This window comes from Naumannella huperziae, assembly GCF_054073625.1.
Genome location: NZ_JBSXPH010000001.1, coordinates 3043472 through 3059309 on the forward strand (window position 1 = coordinate 3043472; position 15838 = coordinate 3059309).

The following is a 15838-nucleotide window of genomic DNA, read 5'->3' on the forward strand; positions in this document are numbered from 1 at the left end:
GATCATGGCGGAGCTGGTCTTTCCCGATCTCGGCGTCGACCGCGGCGAGCTGGTCGACTATCTGCAGGCCTGGGAGCTGCAACGGCGTACCCACGCTGCGGTGGTCGCCGGCGAGGCCCCGCCGACGGTCCTGCTGCTGCAGCACCCGTCGGTCTACACCGCCGGGAAGCGGACCGAGCCGGCCGACCTGCCGTTCGACGGCACGCCGGTAATCGATGTCGACCGCGGCGGCAAGATCACCTGGCACGGCCCGGGCCAGCTCGTGGCGTACCCGATCATCACGCTGCCGGACTCCGTGAAGGTCGTCGACTACGTCCGCCGCGTCGAGGAGGCGATGATCAGGACGCTGGCCGATTTCGGCATCGTCGCCGGCCGCGTGGGCGGCCGCTCGGGCGCGTGGCTGCCCGGCGACGGGGTGCGCGGCGAGCGCAAGATCGGCCAGGTCGGCATCCGCGTCTCGGCCAACACCACCATGCACGGCATCGCGCTCAATGTGGACCCCGAGATGGCCTACTTCGCCAACATGATCCCGTGCGGCATTGCCGATGCCGGCGTCACCTCGATGGCGATCGAGTTGCAGCACGGGGTGCCGATGCCCGAGGTCGCGAGGGCCCTGCGTACCCACCTGTCCGAGCTGCTTGCCTTCCGCTCCTACACCCCCGCCCCCGACCTCGCCCACCCCGCGCCGGTGACCGCCTGATCGATCACGCCCCGGGGGTAGACTCCGAACGGTGACGACCCTCCCCGAAGGACGCAAGCTGCTGCGGCTCGAGGTGCGCAATTCCCAGGTGCCCATCGAGAAGAAGCCGTCGTGGATCAAGACGACGGCGAAGATGGGCCCGGAGTATCGCGAGCTGCGCAATCTGGTCGCCGACGAGGACCTGCACACGGTGTGCCAGTCCGCCGGCTGCCCGAACATCTTCGAGTGTTGGGAGGATCGCGAGGCGACCTTCCTGATCGGCGGCGACCAATGCACCCGGCGCTGCGACTTCTGCCAGATCGACACCGGCAAGCCCGCCGAGTTCGACCGCGAGGAGCCGGTCCGGGTCGCGGAGTCGGTGCGCAAGATGGGGCTGCGGTACGCCACGGTCACCGGCGTGTGCCGCGACGACCTGCCCGATGAGGGCACCTGGCTCTACGCCGAGACGATCCGCAAGATCCACGAGCTGAACCCGGGGGTCGGGGTGGAGATGCTGGCCCCGGACTTCTCCGGCAACCGCGACTACCTGACCGAGATCTTCGCCACCCGACCGGAGGTGTTCGCGCACAACGTCGAGACCGTGCCGCGGATCTTCAAGCGGATCCGCCCGGGCTTCCGCTTCGACCGCTCGCTGGATGTCCTGCGCTGGAGCCGCGAGTTCGGGCTGGTCACCAAGACCAATCTGATCCTCGGCATGGGCGAGACCCGCACGGAGGTCTCCGACGCGCTGAGCCAGTTGCACGATGCCGGCGCGGAGATCATCACCATCACCCAGTACCTGCGCCCCAGCCCGCGGCACCACCCGATCGAGCGCTGGGTCGAGCCCGCCGAGTTCGACGAGCTGGCCGACGAGGCGCGCGAGATCGGCTACGCGGGCGTGATGAGCGGCCCGTTGGTGCGTTCGTCGTATCGGGCCGGTCGGCTCTATCGTCAGGCGATGGATTCCCGTACCGACCAGTGAGAGATTCGAAGAAGAACCGATGAGCACGCCGAACCAGCCGAAGTCCCGGGCCGAGGTGCGCAAGGCCGTCCAGGCGGCGAAGGAGCGCGCCAAGGCCCTCGAGGTCGAGCAGAAGGCCGCACGCAAGGCGGCCAAGGAGCGCCGCAAGAGCTCCAACGACCCCTCCGACATGGGCCCGCTGCGCCAGATCCGCGAGGCGTACAAGATCACCAAGCAGTTCGAGCCCCGGCTGCCGTGGATGCTGCTGGGTGCGTTCTTGCTGCCGGCGATCATCGGCCTGCTGATCGGCCTGGCGATCAACCAGCCGATCCTGTTGACGATCTTCGGCCTGCTGGTCGGGCTGCCGCTGGCGATGCTGGTGCTGGTGAACCGGACCAAGAAGGCGACCTTCAAGCGGTTCGCGGGCCAGGCCGGCTCGACCGAGGTCGCGTTGTCGATGCTGCCGAAGAAGAAGTGGATCTCCACGCCCGCGATCACCGCGAACAAGTCGATGGATTCGGTGCACCGCACCGTCGGGCCGGCGGGGATCGTGCTGATCGGTGAGGGCGAGCCCGGACGGGTACGCCAACTGCTCGCCAGCGAGGCCAAGAAGCACGAGAAGGTCGTCTACGAGGTGCCGGTGACGACGATCGTGATGGGTGATCGCGAGGGCCTGGTGCCGCTGGACCGCCTCGCCGACCACATCAAGAAGCTGCCGAAGAAGCTGGAGCCGCACGAGGTGACCGAGGTCACCTCGCGACTCAAGGCCCTGGATGCGGTACGCCCGAAGCTGCCGATGCCGAAGGGCCCGGTGCCGACGTCGATGAAGGGCCTGCGTCAGGGAATGCGCGGGCGCTGAGCCGCGGCTGCCCTGCCCCGGCCGGTCGGGGGAGCCGGCCGAGGCAGGGTCTTCGCCGGCCGGCGCTGTCGAGACTAGGACCTCCCCGATTCGCCAGCCAGTACTCCGTGCGATGCACGCGACACCACTTGCGAACCTTGCGGCGTTATGGTGGACGACGGGGCTTCGGGCGAGCCGTCGTCGGGTTGCCGCGAAGCCTCGAAGACCCGAGGCGAAAGCATGGAGATGTCATCCGCCCTGTTCGAGCCGGTGCTCGACACGACCGATATCGAAGCGGCCCGCGACAGCGTCGGCCGCGCCTACGTACCGCACCTGATCCGCCCGCGCGACGCTGGAAACGGCTTCCACGGACTCCACCTGAGCCGCCAGCTCGGTGCGGTCGCCGTGGACCGGATCAGCTACGGCAGCGACGTCCAGGTGATCCCGGAGACCAACCTCGGACAGCAGTACTGCGTGACGCACGCGGCCAGCTCCTGAATCACGGTCGCCAGCGACGGCGACAGCGTCGAGCTGGAGCCCGGCCGCTCGGTTCCGCTCGACGAGACACGCCTGTTCCGGATGCACTGGCGACCGGGGGCCGTCGCACTGAACCTGCGGATCGACGTTGGCGTCCTGCGCCGGCACGTGGTCGAGCTGACCGGCGAGGCGCCGGGGCCGCTGCGCTTCGACCTGGCCGCCCCTCCCACCCCGACCACCGCCCGACGCTGGAATGCCGTGGTCGATTTCCTCGCCGGCCTCCCCCAGGACACCGGGCACGCGTCGCCGCTGTGGATCGCCGAGCTGGAACGGTTCGTGGTCGGGACGCTGCTCAGCACCCACACCAACACCATCGCCAACCGACGAGAGTTCGCCGACACCACCGTCGCCGGCCGGTCGGCGCGGCTGGCCCACGACCACCTGATCGAGAACGCGGACGAGTCGATCTCACTGCACCAGCTCGCCCGTAACCTCGGCATCACGCCACGAGCGCTGCAACTCGCCTTCCGGCGCAACTACGACATGACACCACGGGAGTTCTTGCGGTCGGTACGCCTGCAGCGCGCGCATCTCGACCTGGTCGCCGATCCCGATGCGACGATCTCGGCGATCGCGCACCGGTGGGGCTTCTCCTCGCCGAGCCGGTTCGCCGCGCATTACCGGGCGACCTTCGGTCAGCCCCCGTCGCGGGCCAGGAGCGGTGCCGCCGCCGGTACACTGCACATCTCGTGACTGCCCATCTGGTGAGTGCCGAGCGGGTCTCCAAGACCTACGGCACGCGTACCCTGCTCGACTCCGTCACCATCGGCCTGTCCACGGGCGATGTGGTCGGTGTGGTCGGCCGCAACGGCGACGGCAAGTCGACATTGCTCGGCATCCTGACCGGACAGATCGAGCCGGATTCCGGTCTGGTCCGGCACAGCGCCGGCCCCTCGATCGGCCACCTGCACCAGCGCGCGGATCACCATCCCGGCCAGACGGTGCGCGACCTGATCGTCGGCGGCCGCCCCGATCACGTCTGGGCGGCCGACCCGGTGGCGCGGCCGATGGTGCGCGGGCTGCTGCGCGACATCGATCTGGACGTCGAACTGGACACGCTATCCGGCGGCGAGGCCCGGCGCGCCGAGCTGGTCGCGCTGATGTTGGGCAACCACGACCTGTTGGTGCTGGACGAGCCGACCAACCACCTGGACGTGGAGGCGGTCGACTGGCTCGCTGCTCACCTGAACTCCCTGCAGCGGCGCGGCACGGCGATGCTCGTGGTCAGCCACGACCGCTGGTTCCTCGACGCGATCTGTTCTCGGATCTGGGAGGTGCACGACGCGCGGGTGGACCCCTACGACGGCGGGTACGCCGCCTACGTGCTCGCCCGCGCCGAGCGCCAGCGCCAGGCGGCCGCCTCGGAGGCGCGCCGGCAGAACCTGGTCCGCAAGGAGCTGGCGTGGCTGCGCCGCGGGCCGCCCGCGCGTACCTCCAAGCCGAAGTTCCGGATCGACGCGGCCAACGCACTGATCGACGACGTACCCGAGCCGCGGGACAAGCTGGCCCTGGCCCAACTGGCCAGCGCCCGGCTCGGCAAGGACGTGATCGACCTGCACTCCGTCGGGCTGGCGCTCGGCGGGCGTACCCTCCTGGACCACGTGACCTGGTCGCTGCCGCCCGGCGCGCGGATCGGGCTGGTCGGGGTGAACGGGTCGGGCAAGTCGTCGCTGCTGAAGGTGATGGCCAAGGAGCTCTCGCCGGACTCCGGGACGGTCAAGCACGGGCTGACCCTGCGGCTGGCGCACCTCAGCCAGGCGGTGGCCGAGCTCGATCCGGGCGATCGCGTGCTGGAGTCGGTACGCCGGCTGGCCGAGCGGACCACGCTGGCCACCGGCCGGGAGACGAGCGCGTCGACGCTGCTGGAGGACTTCGGCTTCACCGGCGACCGGCTGGTGACCCGGATCGGCGACCTGTCCGGCGGCGAGCGGCGCCGGTTGCAACTGCTGCGGCTGCTGCTCGGCCAGCCGAACGTGTTGCTGCTCGACGAGCCGACCAATGATCTCGACATCGACACCCTCACCGTGATCGAGGATCATCTCGATTCCTGGCCCGGGACGATGGTTGTGGTCACCCACGACCGGTTCTTCCTGGAGCGGGTGTGCGATGTGACGTACGCGCTGCTCGGCGACGGGTCCTGCGTGCTGTTGCCCGGCGGGGTCGAGGAGTACCTCGCGCGCCGGCGGGAGGCCGAGCCGCCGGAGGCCGCCCCCGCCGCGGGCTCGGGAGGGGGCACCGCGTCGTCGCAGCAGCTTCGCCAGGCCCGCAAGGATCTGGCGCGGATCGAGGGCCAGCTCGGCAAGCTCGATGATCAACTCGCCCGGCTGCACCAGCAGATGGCCGATGCGGCCAGCGATCACGAGAAGCTGATCGCCCTGCAGGGCGACCTTGATCAGCTTCAGGCGCGCCGCGACGAACTGGAGAATGCTTGGCTGGCCGCGGCGGAGCTGGCCGAGTAGGTCAGAACAGGCCGTCCTGCACGGCGGGCGGCGCGGTCGCGGCGTCCGAGGGGCCGATCCGGCGGCCCTTGAGCGTGGTGAGGTCGGCGACGAAGGTGTGTTGATCATCGCCGTCGAGTCGCGCCAGCGCGGCCGAGCCGATGACCGCGTCGACGCCGAATCCCTGCGTACCGCCGTCGACCCGGCCGGGGAACGGGTGCAGTGCACGGTCGGCGAGCAGTCCCGCCGGGTCGGGATCGGGTTGCCACGACTCGTGGACGACCCCCTCGATGCCGCGCGACGCGAGCAGCTCGCGGGCGGCGCCGATGCGTTCTGTGTGGGCGGCGCGGGTCTGGTCGGGGGTGGCGCCGGCGGCGAGCACGGCGGCCTTCGCGCTCGGGCGTACCACCTGCCCGAGGTCGGTCTCGGCGCTGACCAGGTCCTCCAGGCGGCGTACCTCCAGACCGTCGGCCACCAGCGCCACGTAGCCCGCGACCAGCGCGCCCTGTTCCGCGACCCGGCGCCAGCGGCGCTCGTCCACGGCCGTGCCGACCTTGTGCAGGCCCGGGCCGAAGCTCGCGACATAGAGCCAGTGCGGGCGCATCACCTGCTCGCGCAGCACCGGGTCGACGAACGCGCTGCGGTGCACGATGTGCAGCCAGCGGAACGGGTCGGCGGCCTCGCAGCGCTCGCAGCGATTGCCGCGGACGGCGGGCGCGCGGTCCGGGCAGGGCAGGTCGGTGCCCGCGACGTCGCGGCGGCCGAGGCACCAGCGCACCTCGTCCAGCATCCGGTACGCCAACCGCGCGCCCGGCAGCGCGAACTCGTGTTGCTTCCCGGCGGCATCGGCCAGTGCGAGGACCGGGCGCTCGCGCAGGCGTACCCCGTGCACGAGCCACTCCCCCGGCGGCGGGACCATGCTCACCGGCGGCGGACGACCACCGTGTCGCAGGCGAGGTCCTGCAACCCGCGGCGGTTGGGGCCGATGATCAGGGCCGGCAGACCCAGGCTGACCAGCGCCGCGCGCAGGAATGCCCGCCAGCCGAGCGGTCGCCGATCGAGCCGCACCACGGCGATCCGGGCCAGCAACTGGCCGAAGCTGCCGCCGAGCAGGAGACTCAGCACGGCGCTCTCCACGAAGAACAGGCCGAGCACCGCGAACCGCTGCCAGCCGTAGCCGTTGATCACCACCGGCCCGAGGATGCCGAAGGCGAGCAGGGTGCAGGCCGCCCAGTCGACGATCAGCGCGGCGATCCGCTGCCACCAGGTGGCAAGAGCACCCGGGCCCTCGGCCGGCAGGCCGAGCTCGGCCCCGGGCCAGTGCCCACCCCTGTCGGTCGCCTGCGTATTCATCACGATCACCCTACCCATCGCGGCCCGGGCGACCCCGGCTTGTGGTCGGATGCCCACGGAGGGGCGATGACCGAACACGGCAAAGACGAGTCCGACCGCGAGCTGGATGCGCGCGCGTCGGCGCTGTCGGCCCTGTTGCAGACCGAGGACGCGGGCATTCAGAACTCCTCGCAGGCGTCGATGGCGCTGATCGGGATCATCACCGCGTATCTGCCGGTGTCCATCTTCGCGGTCTATCAGCAGGAGTTCACGCCGCTGCTGATCGCCTACCTGCCGTGGCCGGTGGCGTTCTTGATGTTCTACCAGATGATCATGGTCGCCGGGACCTCGCGGCGGGCGCGTTCGGCAGCGCTGATCGAGGAGCGACTGGTGACGATCGGCGGGGTGGACTCGCTGTGGCAGCGCGGCCTGATCGGGTCCCGGGCCCGGAATCCGATCACGAACCTCTACACCATCGTGCAGGAGAAGGGCGACCGCTGGATCTCGCGCTACATCGCCGCGCTGCTGCCGTTCCTCGGGCTGTACGCGCTCGGTATCGTCTACACGTTCTTCATGTGCTTCGAGGCGAGCCGGCTGAATCCTGAGTATCCGCAGCGGTTCTGGGCCGTCATCGTTCCCGTGCTGGGATCGCTGTTGATCTGGACGGTCTTCGCCGACTCGGCGATGAGCTATTTCACTCCACGTTACAAGATCAACATCTGGGTGCCGACCGCGGCGCTCGCCGGTGTCTGGCTGCAGGGTTTCCAGGCCGACAACCGCACCCCGCTGCTGCTGTTGTTCTCGGTGGTCAGCGCCGTGCTGGTGACGATCGCGGCGATCGCGCGGCCGTTCCGGCCGCCCGGCTGGGCGGTGATCGCGCGATCCGGGCTCGCCGGGATCATCGTCGCGACGCTTGCCTATTGGTTGCTCTACGTCCCGTTCCAGGGGCTGCGTACCGACGAGGGGGCGCTGTGGGCGAACCTGTCGATGCATCTCATCGTGCCCGTTGTCCTGATCGCGGCGCTGATCTCGCGCCGATCGCCGCTGCAGCCCATGACGCTGCGCCAGGCGCTGGCGATGATGATCTTCCCGCTCGCCTATGTCGCCGTGCTGTGGGGATCGTGGTACGCCTTCGGCACCGAGATCCCGTATGTCTTCCTCGATCCGGGGCGCTCGCCGCTGCCCGTGTTCGTGCTGACCTGCATGGGCGCCGCGGTCATCTTCGTACTGGCCGGACTGTTCGAGCATCTGGTGCTGGCGATACGCGGCCGCCCCGACGATCCTGACTGACGGCGCGGGGCGTGTAACACGGCTGAAACATCTGTGCAACGCCCGGGAAATCGCCTCTGCCTAGCGTTGGCGGCACTGTCTGCGCCACGATGGCGTACCACTGCTGCGGAGGGCAAATGTTCACAAGTGCGGAAGACCTGCTGGCCTACGTCAAGGACGAGGGGGTCGAGGTCATCGATGTGCGCTTCTGCGACCTGCCGGGCGTGATGCAGCACTTCACGGTGCCGGCTGGTTCGTTCGGCCCGGAGGTGTTCGAGGAGGGGCTGGCCTTCGACGGGTCGTCGGTGCGCGGCTTCCAGAAGATCCACGAGTCGGACATGGCCCTGCTGCCGGACCCGACGACCGCCTACCTCGATCCGTTCCGTGCCGCGAAGACGCTGGTGGTGAACTTCTTCGTGCACGATCCGATCACCAAGGAGCCCTACAGCCGCGACCCGCGCAACATCGCGCGCAAGGCGCAGAGCTACCTGGCGACCACGGGGATCGGCGACACCGCCTTCTTCGCGCCGGAGGCCGAGTTCTACGTCTTCGACGACGTGCGCTTCGAGACGGCGCCGAACAAGAGCTTCGCGTTCATCGACTCGATCGCCGGCGCCTGGAACACCGGGGCGCAGGAGGAGGGTGGCAACCGCGGCTACAAGGTGCGCTACAAGGGCGGCTACTTCCCCGTCGCGCCCTATGATCATTTCGGCGATCTGCGCGACGAGATGGTCAAGCACATGGAGGATGCCGGGCTGGTCGTCGAGCGGGCGCACCACGAGGTCGGCACCGCCGGCCAGGCCGAGATCAACTTCCGGTTCGACGAGCTGCTGACCAGCGCCGACAACGTGATGAAGTTCAAGTACCTGGTGAAGAACACCGCGTGGGCGAACGGCAAGACCGCGACCTTCATGCCGAAGCCGATCTTCGGCGACAACGGCTCCGGTATGCACTGCCACCAGTCGATCTGGAACGACGGGAACCCGTTGTTCTTCGACGAGGCCGGGTACGCCAACCTGTCGGAGACGGCGCGCTACTACATCGGCGGCCTGCTGAAGCACGCCCCGTCGCTGCTGGCCTTCACCAACCCGAGCCTGAACTCCTACCACCGCCTGGTGCCGGGGTTCGAGGCGCCGGTGAAGTTGGCGTACTCCCAGCGCAACCGCTCCGCCTGCATCCGGATCCCGCTGACCGGCCCGAACCCGAAGGCCAAGCGCATCGAGTTCCGCTGCCCGGACCCGTCGGCGAACCCGTACCTGGCGTTCTCGGCGATGCTGCTCGCCGGCATCGACGGCATCCAGAACAAGATCGACCCGGGCGAGCCGGCCGATCGCGACCTGTACGAGCTGGAGGCCGAGGAGGGCGTGTCCGTGCCCGAGGTCCCGGCGTCGCTGCCCGCCGTGCTCGACTCCCTCGAGGCAGATCACGACTTCCTGACCGCCGGTGACGTGTTCACCCCGGATCTGATCGAGTCGTGGATCGACCTCAAGCGCGAGGAGGTCGACGGCGCCCGCCTGCGGCCGCACCCGTACGAGTTCGAGCTCTACTACGACATCTGACAGACGTCGTCATCTCGAAAGGGGCCTCTGACCCGCGGAAACGCCGCCGACGACATGGTCGTTCGGCGGCGTTTCTCGTGGTCTCCACAACCCGGACGAAAGGTCGCAAATGGCGCGTTCTAGCGCCGGAACCTCACCGCAACCCGGGCGACTGGTCGGAAATGGTCGCGGGTTGCTCGCATCCGTGTCGGAGCCCGGCGCTACGTTCGAACCGTGCCGAAAACTTGGGTGATCGTCGCCTCCCGTGACCACGCCCGCAGGGGAATCGCCGGCGGGTTCGTGATGGCCAACCACGGCAAACGGGCGCCGCTGGCGCGAATGTCGCGGGGCGACCGCGTACTGATCTACTCCGCCAAGACCAACTACCCCGACGGCGAGCCGCTGCGCGCGATCACCATCGTCGGCGAGATCACCGGCGAGGAGCCCGAGCCGAGTGAGGCCATCCCGGGTGGATTTCGGCGCGCGGCATCCCTGCGCGAGATCACGCCCGTCCCGCTTGCCGACCTCCGCGATCATCTGCCGACGAACCGCCTGCGCTTCGGGTTCTTCGAGCTCGCCGGCGACGACGCCGCCGCGGTCTGGTCACTGACCGCGGGCTCGCCGTCCGACTGATCGGCCGGCGCCGGTCCCCCACGCCCGCGCAGCGTTCTCGATCCAGGTGGTGATGTCGGGGCAGTCGTCGATCGTGTAGAGGGAGTAGGGCGGCCAACCCGGAAGTTCCGTCAACCCGTCGAAGCTGTGATCGGCGGCATACATCAGGATCCTGCCGCTCGACCGCTCCACAACCGTCAGATTGCCGTTTGCCTCGACGGCGACCGGGTCCCAGTCCCGCGGGTCGATCGGCTCGGCCCCCGCCGAACGCGGACCGCTCGCCTCCACCCACTCGGCGAGCGACTCCTCCGCCACCGCGGCGGTGAGCACCTGGGTCAGCGTGCCGTCCCACCAACTGACCGCCGACCCGTGCAGACCCGTTGCCCCACCCCAGGACTGCGCAACGGCTCGCTGCACAGGGTGCACGTCGCCGATGTCATGACCGACGGGCGGCGGTCCGCTCCACGTCCGGCCCTCACCGGCGATGCTCCAGATCAGCGTCTCCCACGGCTCACTGCGTACGACCGCCGGCACCAGCACCGCGCTCTCCAGCAGCGCGCTCAGCTCCGGGAGACCGGGGATCGGCGGTCGGTGCCAGGCGCGTGGCTCGCCGACCGAGGCCTCCGGTGCCTGGGACAGAGCCATCAGGCAGTCCGCCACCTCGCGATCGATGCCTGCCACGCCTGGAGCCTATTCGGCGGGGTACGCCGTCCAGCACCTGCCTCGCCTTCCGGGCGACGATGAAGGCGCTGACGATGTCGATCACGAACAACAGATGAGCCAGGAGATGCCCGATCATGAACCCGCGGTCGATCTGGCCGCAGCGGCGCATCAGCACCAGCGCCGCGATCCCGTACGCCGAGGTCGGCAACATGACCAGATAGGTCCCCAGGATCAGGAACGGGATGTAGATCACCCCGATCACGAACCGCAGGCCGGCGACGCTGATCAGGAACATGATCAGAAAGTTCAGCACGAAGAACGGGATCCCGAACACCTTGATCGGGACAATCACCGGCTGCAACGCGGCCAGGTCGCCACGCCGCGCCAGCGTGATGGCGTGCACGATCACCAGGACGGCCACGATCAGATAGATGCAGTTCCAGATCACCAGCAGCCCGAGCGGGACCATCAGTTCGAAGCGCTCCGGCCGCAGGCCGACCACGGCGAAGGAGCCCGACAGGCCGGCCCACCAGAACCCGATGCAGGCGATGCCCAACCACTGGGTGGCGGTCAGCAGCTTGGCAGGCACATCCCAAGGATTCCTCCGCGAAGGGCCAACCGGGCTGCGTCGCTTGACCCGATCGGGCCCCGGCAGTTGACTGACCGGGAAACAGGACTCGATCAGGAGGCAGAAGTGAGCATTGTCCAGTTGCCCGCCCGCCTCGCGGCCGGCGCGTTCATCCTCAACTCGGGGCTCGGGAAGAAGGACCTGCCCGAGGATGCGATCAAGCACCTGCAACAGATGGGCGCGACCGGCGTACCGGCGCTGAAGGACCTGACGCCCGAGCAGTTCCGCACCTTCATCACCGTCACCGAGATCGGTCTCGGCGCGGCACTGCTGATCCCCCTGGTGCCCGGCTGGCTCGCGGGCGGCGCGCTGGCGGCGTTCAGCGGCGGCCTGCTGAACATGTACCGCAAGACGCCGGGGCTGACGATCGACGGCATCCGCCCCACACAGGAGGGCACGGCCATCGCCAAGGATATCTTCCTGTTCGGCATCGCCGGCACGCTGATCCTCGACTCGATCCGCTCGCGCGCCTTCAAGAAGCTCCGCAAGAAGCTGCACAAGGGGTCGTGAGGCAGCAGTGAGCTATGTTGGCATCAACATTGCACGTGATGCCTACATAGCTCACATCGGCGGCGGGGAGGTCAGACCGTGAAGCTCAACAGCAAGGGCCAGGTGACGATCCCCGCCGAGCTCCGTCGCCGGTACGGACTGACCGAGGGCGATGATGTGGAGGTTGTGGCAGATGGCGACACGCTGCGAATCGTGCATCGCGACCGGGCGGGATCTCGCGGCGAACGCGTTGCGAAGCGCCTCCGAGGGCGGGCCACCACCAATCTCAGCACGGATGAACTGATGGAACTTCTGCGTGGCGAGTGATCACGCGACTTTGGTCGACTCGAACGTGCTTCTCGACGTTCTCACAGAGGACGCGGATTGGCTCGAATGGTCGGAGAACGCGCTCGCCACCGCGCTCGACCGCGGTCCAGTCGTGATCAATCCCATTGTCTACGCTGAGGTCTCGATCGGCTTCGACGCGATCGAGGATCTCGAAGACGTGGTTCCCTCCTCGCAATTCATGCGTGAGGCGCTTCCATGGATGCCGCGTTCCTCGCCGGGAAGGCGTTCATGACCTACCGAACACGCGGCGGCACGAAACTGAGCCCACTCCCGGATTTCTACATCGGAGCACACGCCGCGGTCGCGGGTCACGACCTCCTGACCCGCGACAGCCGGCGTTACCGGACCTACTTTCCCCGCGTCGCGCTCATCGCTCCCGACTGAACCGGCGGCTCTGGGTCGACGAACGGCCGACAGCTCGCTCAGCGGCGTCCCGCGCTGAACGACGCGGCGCTGTGCGTCCGCGAGCCGGTGCCCTGCGGACGGCCGCCCGAGCGTCCCGAACGTCGGCGGGGCCGGCCGCTGGAGGTTGACGCGGTCGATCGGGTCTCCGGCTGACCGGAGCCCGCCGCCCGATGCCCGCGCCCGCCGCGCCGCCGATTGCGGGAGCGGGCCGGCGTACCGGATGTCTCCCGCGCAACCTGCGGCCGCGCGGGCGCGACCTCGATCGGCCCGGACAGCACCCGCTCCCCCGGCGCCAGCTCGGCCAGCACCGGATGATCAACACCGTTGACGCGGGTCGTCGTCGGTCGGATCCCGGCCGCGCGGGCAAGATCACGAACGTCGCGCTGCTGATCACTGGTCATCAGGGTCACCACGGTGCCCGCGGCACCGGCCCGCGCGGTGCGTCCCGAACGGTGCAGGTACGCCTTGTGCTCGGCCGGCGGGTCGGCGTGCACGACCAGCGCCACATCGTCGACGTGGATGCCGCGGGCCGCGATGTCGGTGGCCACCAGCGCCGTGGCGCGGCCCTCGTGGAACGCGGCCATGTTGCGGGTCCGCGCGTTCTGGCCGAGGTTGCCGTGCAACTCGACGGCCGGTACGCCGCCCTTGTTCAACTGGCGGGCGAGCGCCTTCGCCCGGTGCTTGGTCCGGGTGAAGATCACGGTACGCCCGGGCGCGCTGGCCAGATCGACCAGCACCGGCAGGCGTTGCTCATGATCGACATGCAGCACGTGGTGGGTCATTGCGGCGGGCGGGGCGGTCGCGGAGTCGGCCTCGTGCGTCACCGGCCGGCTGAGAAACTGCTTCGCCAGCCCGTCGACCGCCTTGTCCAGGGTCGCGGAGAACAACAGCCGCTGCCCGCCCTTCGGCGTTGCGGCGAGCAGTCGCCGGACCGCCGGCAGGAAGCCGAGATCGGCCATGTGATCGGCCTCGTCGAGCACGGTGATCTCGACATCGCCGAGCGTGCAGTGGCCCTGGCCGATCAGGTCCTCCAACCGGCCCGGACAGGCGAGGACGATGTCGACGCCCTTGCGCAGCGCGGCCACCTGCGGCCCTTGCCCGACACCGCCGAAGACGGTGCGGGTGGTCAGGCCGGCGGACTTGGCCAGGGGCGCGAGCGACTCCTCGATCTGGCCGACCAGCTCGCGGGTCGGCGCGAGGATCAGGGCCCGCGGGGCGCGCGGCCGGGCGCGGCGCCCGTCGGCGAGCCGCGCGACGAGCGGCAGCAGGAAGGCAAAGGTCTTGCCCGAGCCGGTCCGCCCGCGGCCGAGCACATCGCGCCCGGCGAGCGAATCCGGCAGGGTCGCCGCCTGGATCGGGGTGGGGGTCACGATGCCGGACCCCGCGAGAATGTCGTTGAGGCGCGCGGGCACCCCAAGATCAGGGAAAGTGGTCAAGATCAATCGCAATCTGTATCTGGTCTCACCGACGGCCGGGGATCCCGATCTTCGGGCCGGCCACGCACGGAGCGGATGCGACCTGTCGGGAAGCAGTGCTGCGACGTGCGGACAACTCGCGGCGAGAGCTCGACGAGCTGATGCGCCCAGCCTAGCCGAGGGCCCCAACCGGGGGCGAATCGGCGCTCAGCCCGCGGCGCGCTCGGCGACCCAGCCGATGCCGTCCGTCAGCTCGACGGCATCGGCCGGGCCCCAGGAACCCGGCGCATAGGGCTGCGGGGTCGGCGGGTCCGCGAGCACCGGCTCGGCCACCTCCCAGGCGCGCTCCAGCGACTGGCTGGACGTGAACAGCGACCGGTCGCCGATGATCACGTCGTGCAGCAGCGAGACGTAGGGCGGCATCGGGTCGGTGCCGGGCACGTCGCCGAGATTGATCTCGATCGGGCGGGTGGCGAGCTCGAGATCCGGCCCGGGCTTCTTCACCACCAGCCGGGCAGCCATCGCGCCGGCGCCGGTGAGCGACATCCGCAGGATCGAGTCCGGTACGCCCGACAGCGGCCCGGGCTCCGGGCGCAGCACCAGCGACACCTCCTGGTAGCTGCGGTGCATCCGCTTTCCGCTGCGCAACACGAACGGCACCCCGGCCCAACGCTCGCTGTCCACCCACAGTTGCGCCGCGGCGTACGTGTCGGTCGTCGAGTCGTCGGGCACGTCCGGCAGCTCCCGGTAGCCGTCGAACTGGCCGAAGATCACCTCGTCCGGCGCCAGCGGCCGGAAGTGCTCCAGCACGTCGGCCCGCGCCGCCTGCAGATCGTCCGCGGACAGGCTGCGCGGCGGCTCCATCGCCACCTCCGCGGCCACCTGGAACAGATGGGTGGCGATCATGTCGCGGAACGCTCCGTTGGCGTCGTAGAACTCGGCGCGATCGGAGACCCCGAGCGTCTCCGGCACGTCGATCTGCACCTGGCACACCGAGCGCGCATCCCAGATGCTGCCGATCATCGGATTGGCGAAGCGCAGCACGTGCAGGTTCTGCGTCGCCTCCTTGCCCAGAAAATGATCAATCCGATAGACCTGCGACTCGCTCATCACCGAGTGCACCAGCTCGTCCAGCTCGCGGAAGGTCTTCAGGGACGTGCCGAACGGCTTCTCGTAGACGACGCGGGCATCGTGTCCGAGCAGCTTGTACTCCGCGAGCGCCTCGGTGATCTTGGCGAAGGCGCCCGGCGGCAGCGCCAGGTAGTGGATGTAGTTCGCGTCGGCGCCGACCTCGTCGAGGGCGGTGTCGATCACCTCGACCAGGGTGCCCGGATCGCCCGGCCGGAAACCGCCGCCGGCGAAGCGCAGATTGTCGGCGAACTCGCGCCACTTCCCCTCCGGCAGGTCGCCCGGCCCGAACTGTTCCAGCACCGAGCGCACATGATCGCGGAACTCCTCATCGGAGACCTCGCCGCGGCCGTTGCCGATCAGCCGCCAGCGCTTCGGCATCAGCCCGCGGGCGAACAGGTCCCAGAACGCCGGCAGCACCATCCGCTTGGCCAGGTCACCAGTGGCGCCGAACAGGGTGAAGATCGTCGCATCGCTTGCCATCTCGCCGCTCCCTCGTCTCGCCTCCGGCGATCCTAACGTCGCCATGTCGACGCCGCGGCGCCCCCGGGGATCGGC

At 69.3% G+C, this 15838-nt stretch carries 17 protein-coding genes and 1 pseudogene; 12 read left to right on the plus strand and 6 right to left on the minus strand.

What is annotated here, in order from left to right; translation table 11 throughout:
• Positions 1 to 4 precede the first annotated feature (4 nt).
• From lipB to ACXDC7_RS14545, 6 genes and pseudogenes are all read left to right on the plus strand, one after another.
• Positions 5 to 700, plus strand: coding sequence for a lipoyl(octanoyl) transferase LipB (gene lipB / locus ACXDC7_RS14520; protein ID WP_459222544.1), 696 nt, complete (start codon positions 5 to 7; stop codon positions 698 to 700).
• A gap of 31 nt (positions 701 to 731) precedes the next feature.
• Complete coding sequence (locus ACXDC7_RS14525; RefSeq protein WP_459222545.1) at positions 732 to 1661, plus strand: lipoyl synthase; 930 nt, start codon at positions 732 to 734, stop codon at positions 1659 to 1661.
• A 19-nt stretch (positions 1662 to 1680) separates the two neighbouring features.
• On the plus strand, positions 1681 to 2499 hold the full coding sequence (locus ACXDC7_RS14530; RefSeq protein WP_459222546.1) for a DUF4191 domain-containing protein: 819 nt from the start codon (positions 1681 to 1683) through the stop codon (positions 2497 to 2499).
• Between the two features lie 225 nt (positions 2500 to 2724).
• A pseudogene (locus ACXDC7_RS14535) lies at positions 2725 to 3297 on the plus strand (cupin domain-containing protein); the annotation flags it as partial.
• Entirely contained in the window at positions 3292 to 3708 is a 417-nt protein-coding gene (locus tag ACXDC7_RS14540) for a helix-turn-helix transcriptional regulator (protein WP_459222846.1), read from the plus strand. The pseudogene ACXDC7_RS14535 and the gene ACXDC7_RS14540, both read left to right, overlap by 6 nt.
• Positions 3705 to 5474, plus strand: coding sequence for an ABC-F family ATP-binding cassette domain-containing protein (locus ACXDC7_RS14545; protein ID WP_459222547.1), 1770 nt, complete (start codon positions 3705 to 3707; stop codon positions 5472 to 5474). The genes ACXDC7_RS14540 and ACXDC7_RS14545 overlap by 4 nt, the downstream gene beginning before the upstream one ends.
• Before the next feature lies 1 nt (position 5475).
• Here the strand turns inward: ACXDC7_RS14545 and ACXDC7_RS14550 are convergent, their stop codons facing one another.
• Together ACXDC7_RS14550 and ACXDC7_RS14555 are read right to left on the minus strand one after the other, a co-directional pair.
• Positions 5476 to 6378 (minus strand): hypothetical protein, encoded by a 903-nt coding sequence (locus ACXDC7_RS14550; protein WP_459222548.1) that lies wholly within the window; start codon positions 6376 to 6378, stop codon positions 5476 to 5478.
• Positions 6375 to 6806: an RDD family protein gene (locus ACXDC7_RS14555; RefSeq protein WP_179445758.1), complete on the minus strand. Its 432-nt coding sequence runs from the start codon at positions 6804 to 6806 to the stop codon at positions 6375 to 6377. Before ACXDC7_RS14555 ends, ACXDC7_RS14550 begins: the two co-directional genes overlap by 4 nt.
• Positions 6807 to 6872: 66 nt before the next feature.
• Here ACXDC7_RS14555 and ACXDC7_RS14560 point away from each other — a divergent pair, with 66 nt between their 5' ends.
• The 3 genes from ACXDC7_RS14560 to ACXDC7_RS14570 all read left to right on the plus strand — a co-directional run bounded on the left by ACXDC7_RS14560 (position 6873) and on the right by ACXDC7_RS14570 (position 10225).
• Positions 6873 to 8075: a voltage-gated chloride channel family protein gene (locus ACXDC7_RS14560; protein ID WP_179445757.1), complete on the plus strand. Its 1203-nt coding sequence runs from the start codon at positions 6873 to 6875 to the stop codon at positions 8073 to 8075.
• A gap of 116 nt (positions 8076 to 8191) precedes the next feature.
• A complete protein-coding gene (gene glnA, locus ACXDC7_RS14565; protein ID WP_459222549.1) occupies positions 8192 to 9613 on the plus strand; it encodes a type I glutamate--ammonia ligase in 1422 nt (473 codons plus the stop codon).
• A gap of 213 nt (positions 9614 to 9826) precedes the next feature.
• Positions 9827 to 10225 (plus strand): EVE domain-containing protein, encoded by a 399-nt coding sequence (locus tag ACXDC7_RS14570; RefSeq protein WP_459222550.1) that lies wholly within the window; start codon positions 9827 to 9829, stop codon positions 10223 to 10225.
• Here the strand turns inward: ACXDC7_RS14570 and ACXDC7_RS14575 are convergent.
• Both ACXDC7_RS14575 and ACXDC7_RS14580 read right to left on the minus strand, forming a co-directional pair.
• On the minus strand, positions 10196 to 10744 hold the full coding sequence (locus ACXDC7_RS14575; protein WP_459222551.1) for a hypothetical protein: 549 nt from the start codon (positions 10742 to 10744) through the stop codon (positions 10196 to 10198). The genes ACXDC7_RS14570 and ACXDC7_RS14575 overlap by 30 nt on opposite strands.
• Positions 10716 to 11456, minus strand: a complete 741-nt coding sequence (locus ACXDC7_RS14580) for a hypothetical protein (protein ID WP_459222552.1) — start codon at positions 11454 to 11456, stop codon at positions 10716 to 10718. The genes ACXDC7_RS14575 and ACXDC7_RS14580 overlap by 29 nt, the downstream gene beginning before the upstream one ends.
• 105 nt (positions 11457 to 11561) lie before the next feature.
• Here ACXDC7_RS14580 and ACXDC7_RS14585 point away from each other — a divergent pair, with 105 nt between their 5' ends.
• The 3 genes from ACXDC7_RS14585 to ACXDC7_RS14595 all read left to right on the plus strand — a co-directional run bounded on the left by ACXDC7_RS14585 (position 11562) and on the right by ACXDC7_RS14595 (position 12564).
• Positions 11562 to 12005, plus strand: a complete 444-nt coding sequence (locus ACXDC7_RS14585) for a hypothetical protein (protein WP_459222553.1) — start codon at positions 11562 to 11564, stop codon at positions 12003 to 12005.
• A 78-nt stretch (positions 12006 to 12083) separates the two neighbouring features.
• On the plus strand, positions 12084 to 12311 hold the full coding sequence (locus tag ACXDC7_RS14590; protein ID WP_459222554.1) for an AbrB/MazE/SpoVT family DNA-binding domain-containing protein: 228 nt from the start codon (positions 12084 to 12086) through the stop codon (positions 12309 to 12311).
• The gene (locus tag ACXDC7_RS14595; protein WP_459222555.1) at positions 12301 to 12564 is read left to right on the plus strand and encodes a type II toxin-antitoxin system VapC family toxin; all 264 of its coding nucleotides are present in this window, start codon (positions 12301 to 12303) and stop codon (positions 12562 to 12564) included. Before ACXDC7_RS14590 ends, ACXDC7_RS14595 begins: the two co-directional genes overlap by 11 nt.
• A 190-nt stretch (positions 12565 to 12754) precedes the next feature.
• On the opposite strand, the gene ACXDC7_RS14600 is transcribed toward ACXDC7_RS14595, so the two are convergent.
• Together ACXDC7_RS14600 and ACXDC7_RS14605 are read right to left on the minus strand one after the other, a co-directional pair.
• The gene (locus ACXDC7_RS14600; RefSeq protein ID WP_459222556.1) at positions 12755 to 14173 is read right to left on the minus strand and encodes a DEAD/DEAH box helicase; all 1419 of its coding nucleotides are present in this window, start codon (positions 14171 to 14173) and stop codon (positions 12755 to 12757) included.
• Between the two features lie 186 nt (positions 14174 to 14359).
• Positions 14360 to 15763, minus strand: a complete 1404-nt coding sequence (locus ACXDC7_RS14605; RefSeq protein ID WP_459222557.1) for a hypothetical protein — start codon at positions 15761 to 15763, stop codon at positions 14360 to 14362.
• Positions 15764 to 15838: the final 75 nt, after the last annotated feature.

Coding starts and splice junctions, on each gene's coding strand:
- lipB (WP_459222544.1), top strand. CDS start 5: ATGGCGGAGCTGGTCTTTCCCGATCTCGGCGTCGACCGCGGCGAGCTG.
- ACXDC7_RS14530 (WP_459222546.1), top strand. CDS start 1,681: ATGAGCACGCCGAACCAGCCGAAGTCCCGGGCCGAGGTGCGCAAGGCC.
- ACXDC7_RS14555 (WP_179445758.1), bottom strand. CDS start 6,806: ATGAATACGCAGGCGACCGACAGGGGTGGGCACTGGCCCGGGGCCGAG.
- ACXDC7_RS14560 (WP_179445757.1), top strand. CDS start 6,873: ATGACCGAACACGGCAAAGACGAGTCCGACCGCGAGCTGGATGCGCGC.
- glnA (WP_459222549.1), top strand. CDS start 8,192: ATGTTCACAAGTGCGGAAGACCTGCTGGCCTACGTCAAGGACGAGGGG.
- ACXDC7_RS14605 (WP_459222557.1), bottom strand. CDS start 15,763: ATGGCAAGCGATGCGACGATCTTCACCCTGTTCGGCGCCACTGGTGAC.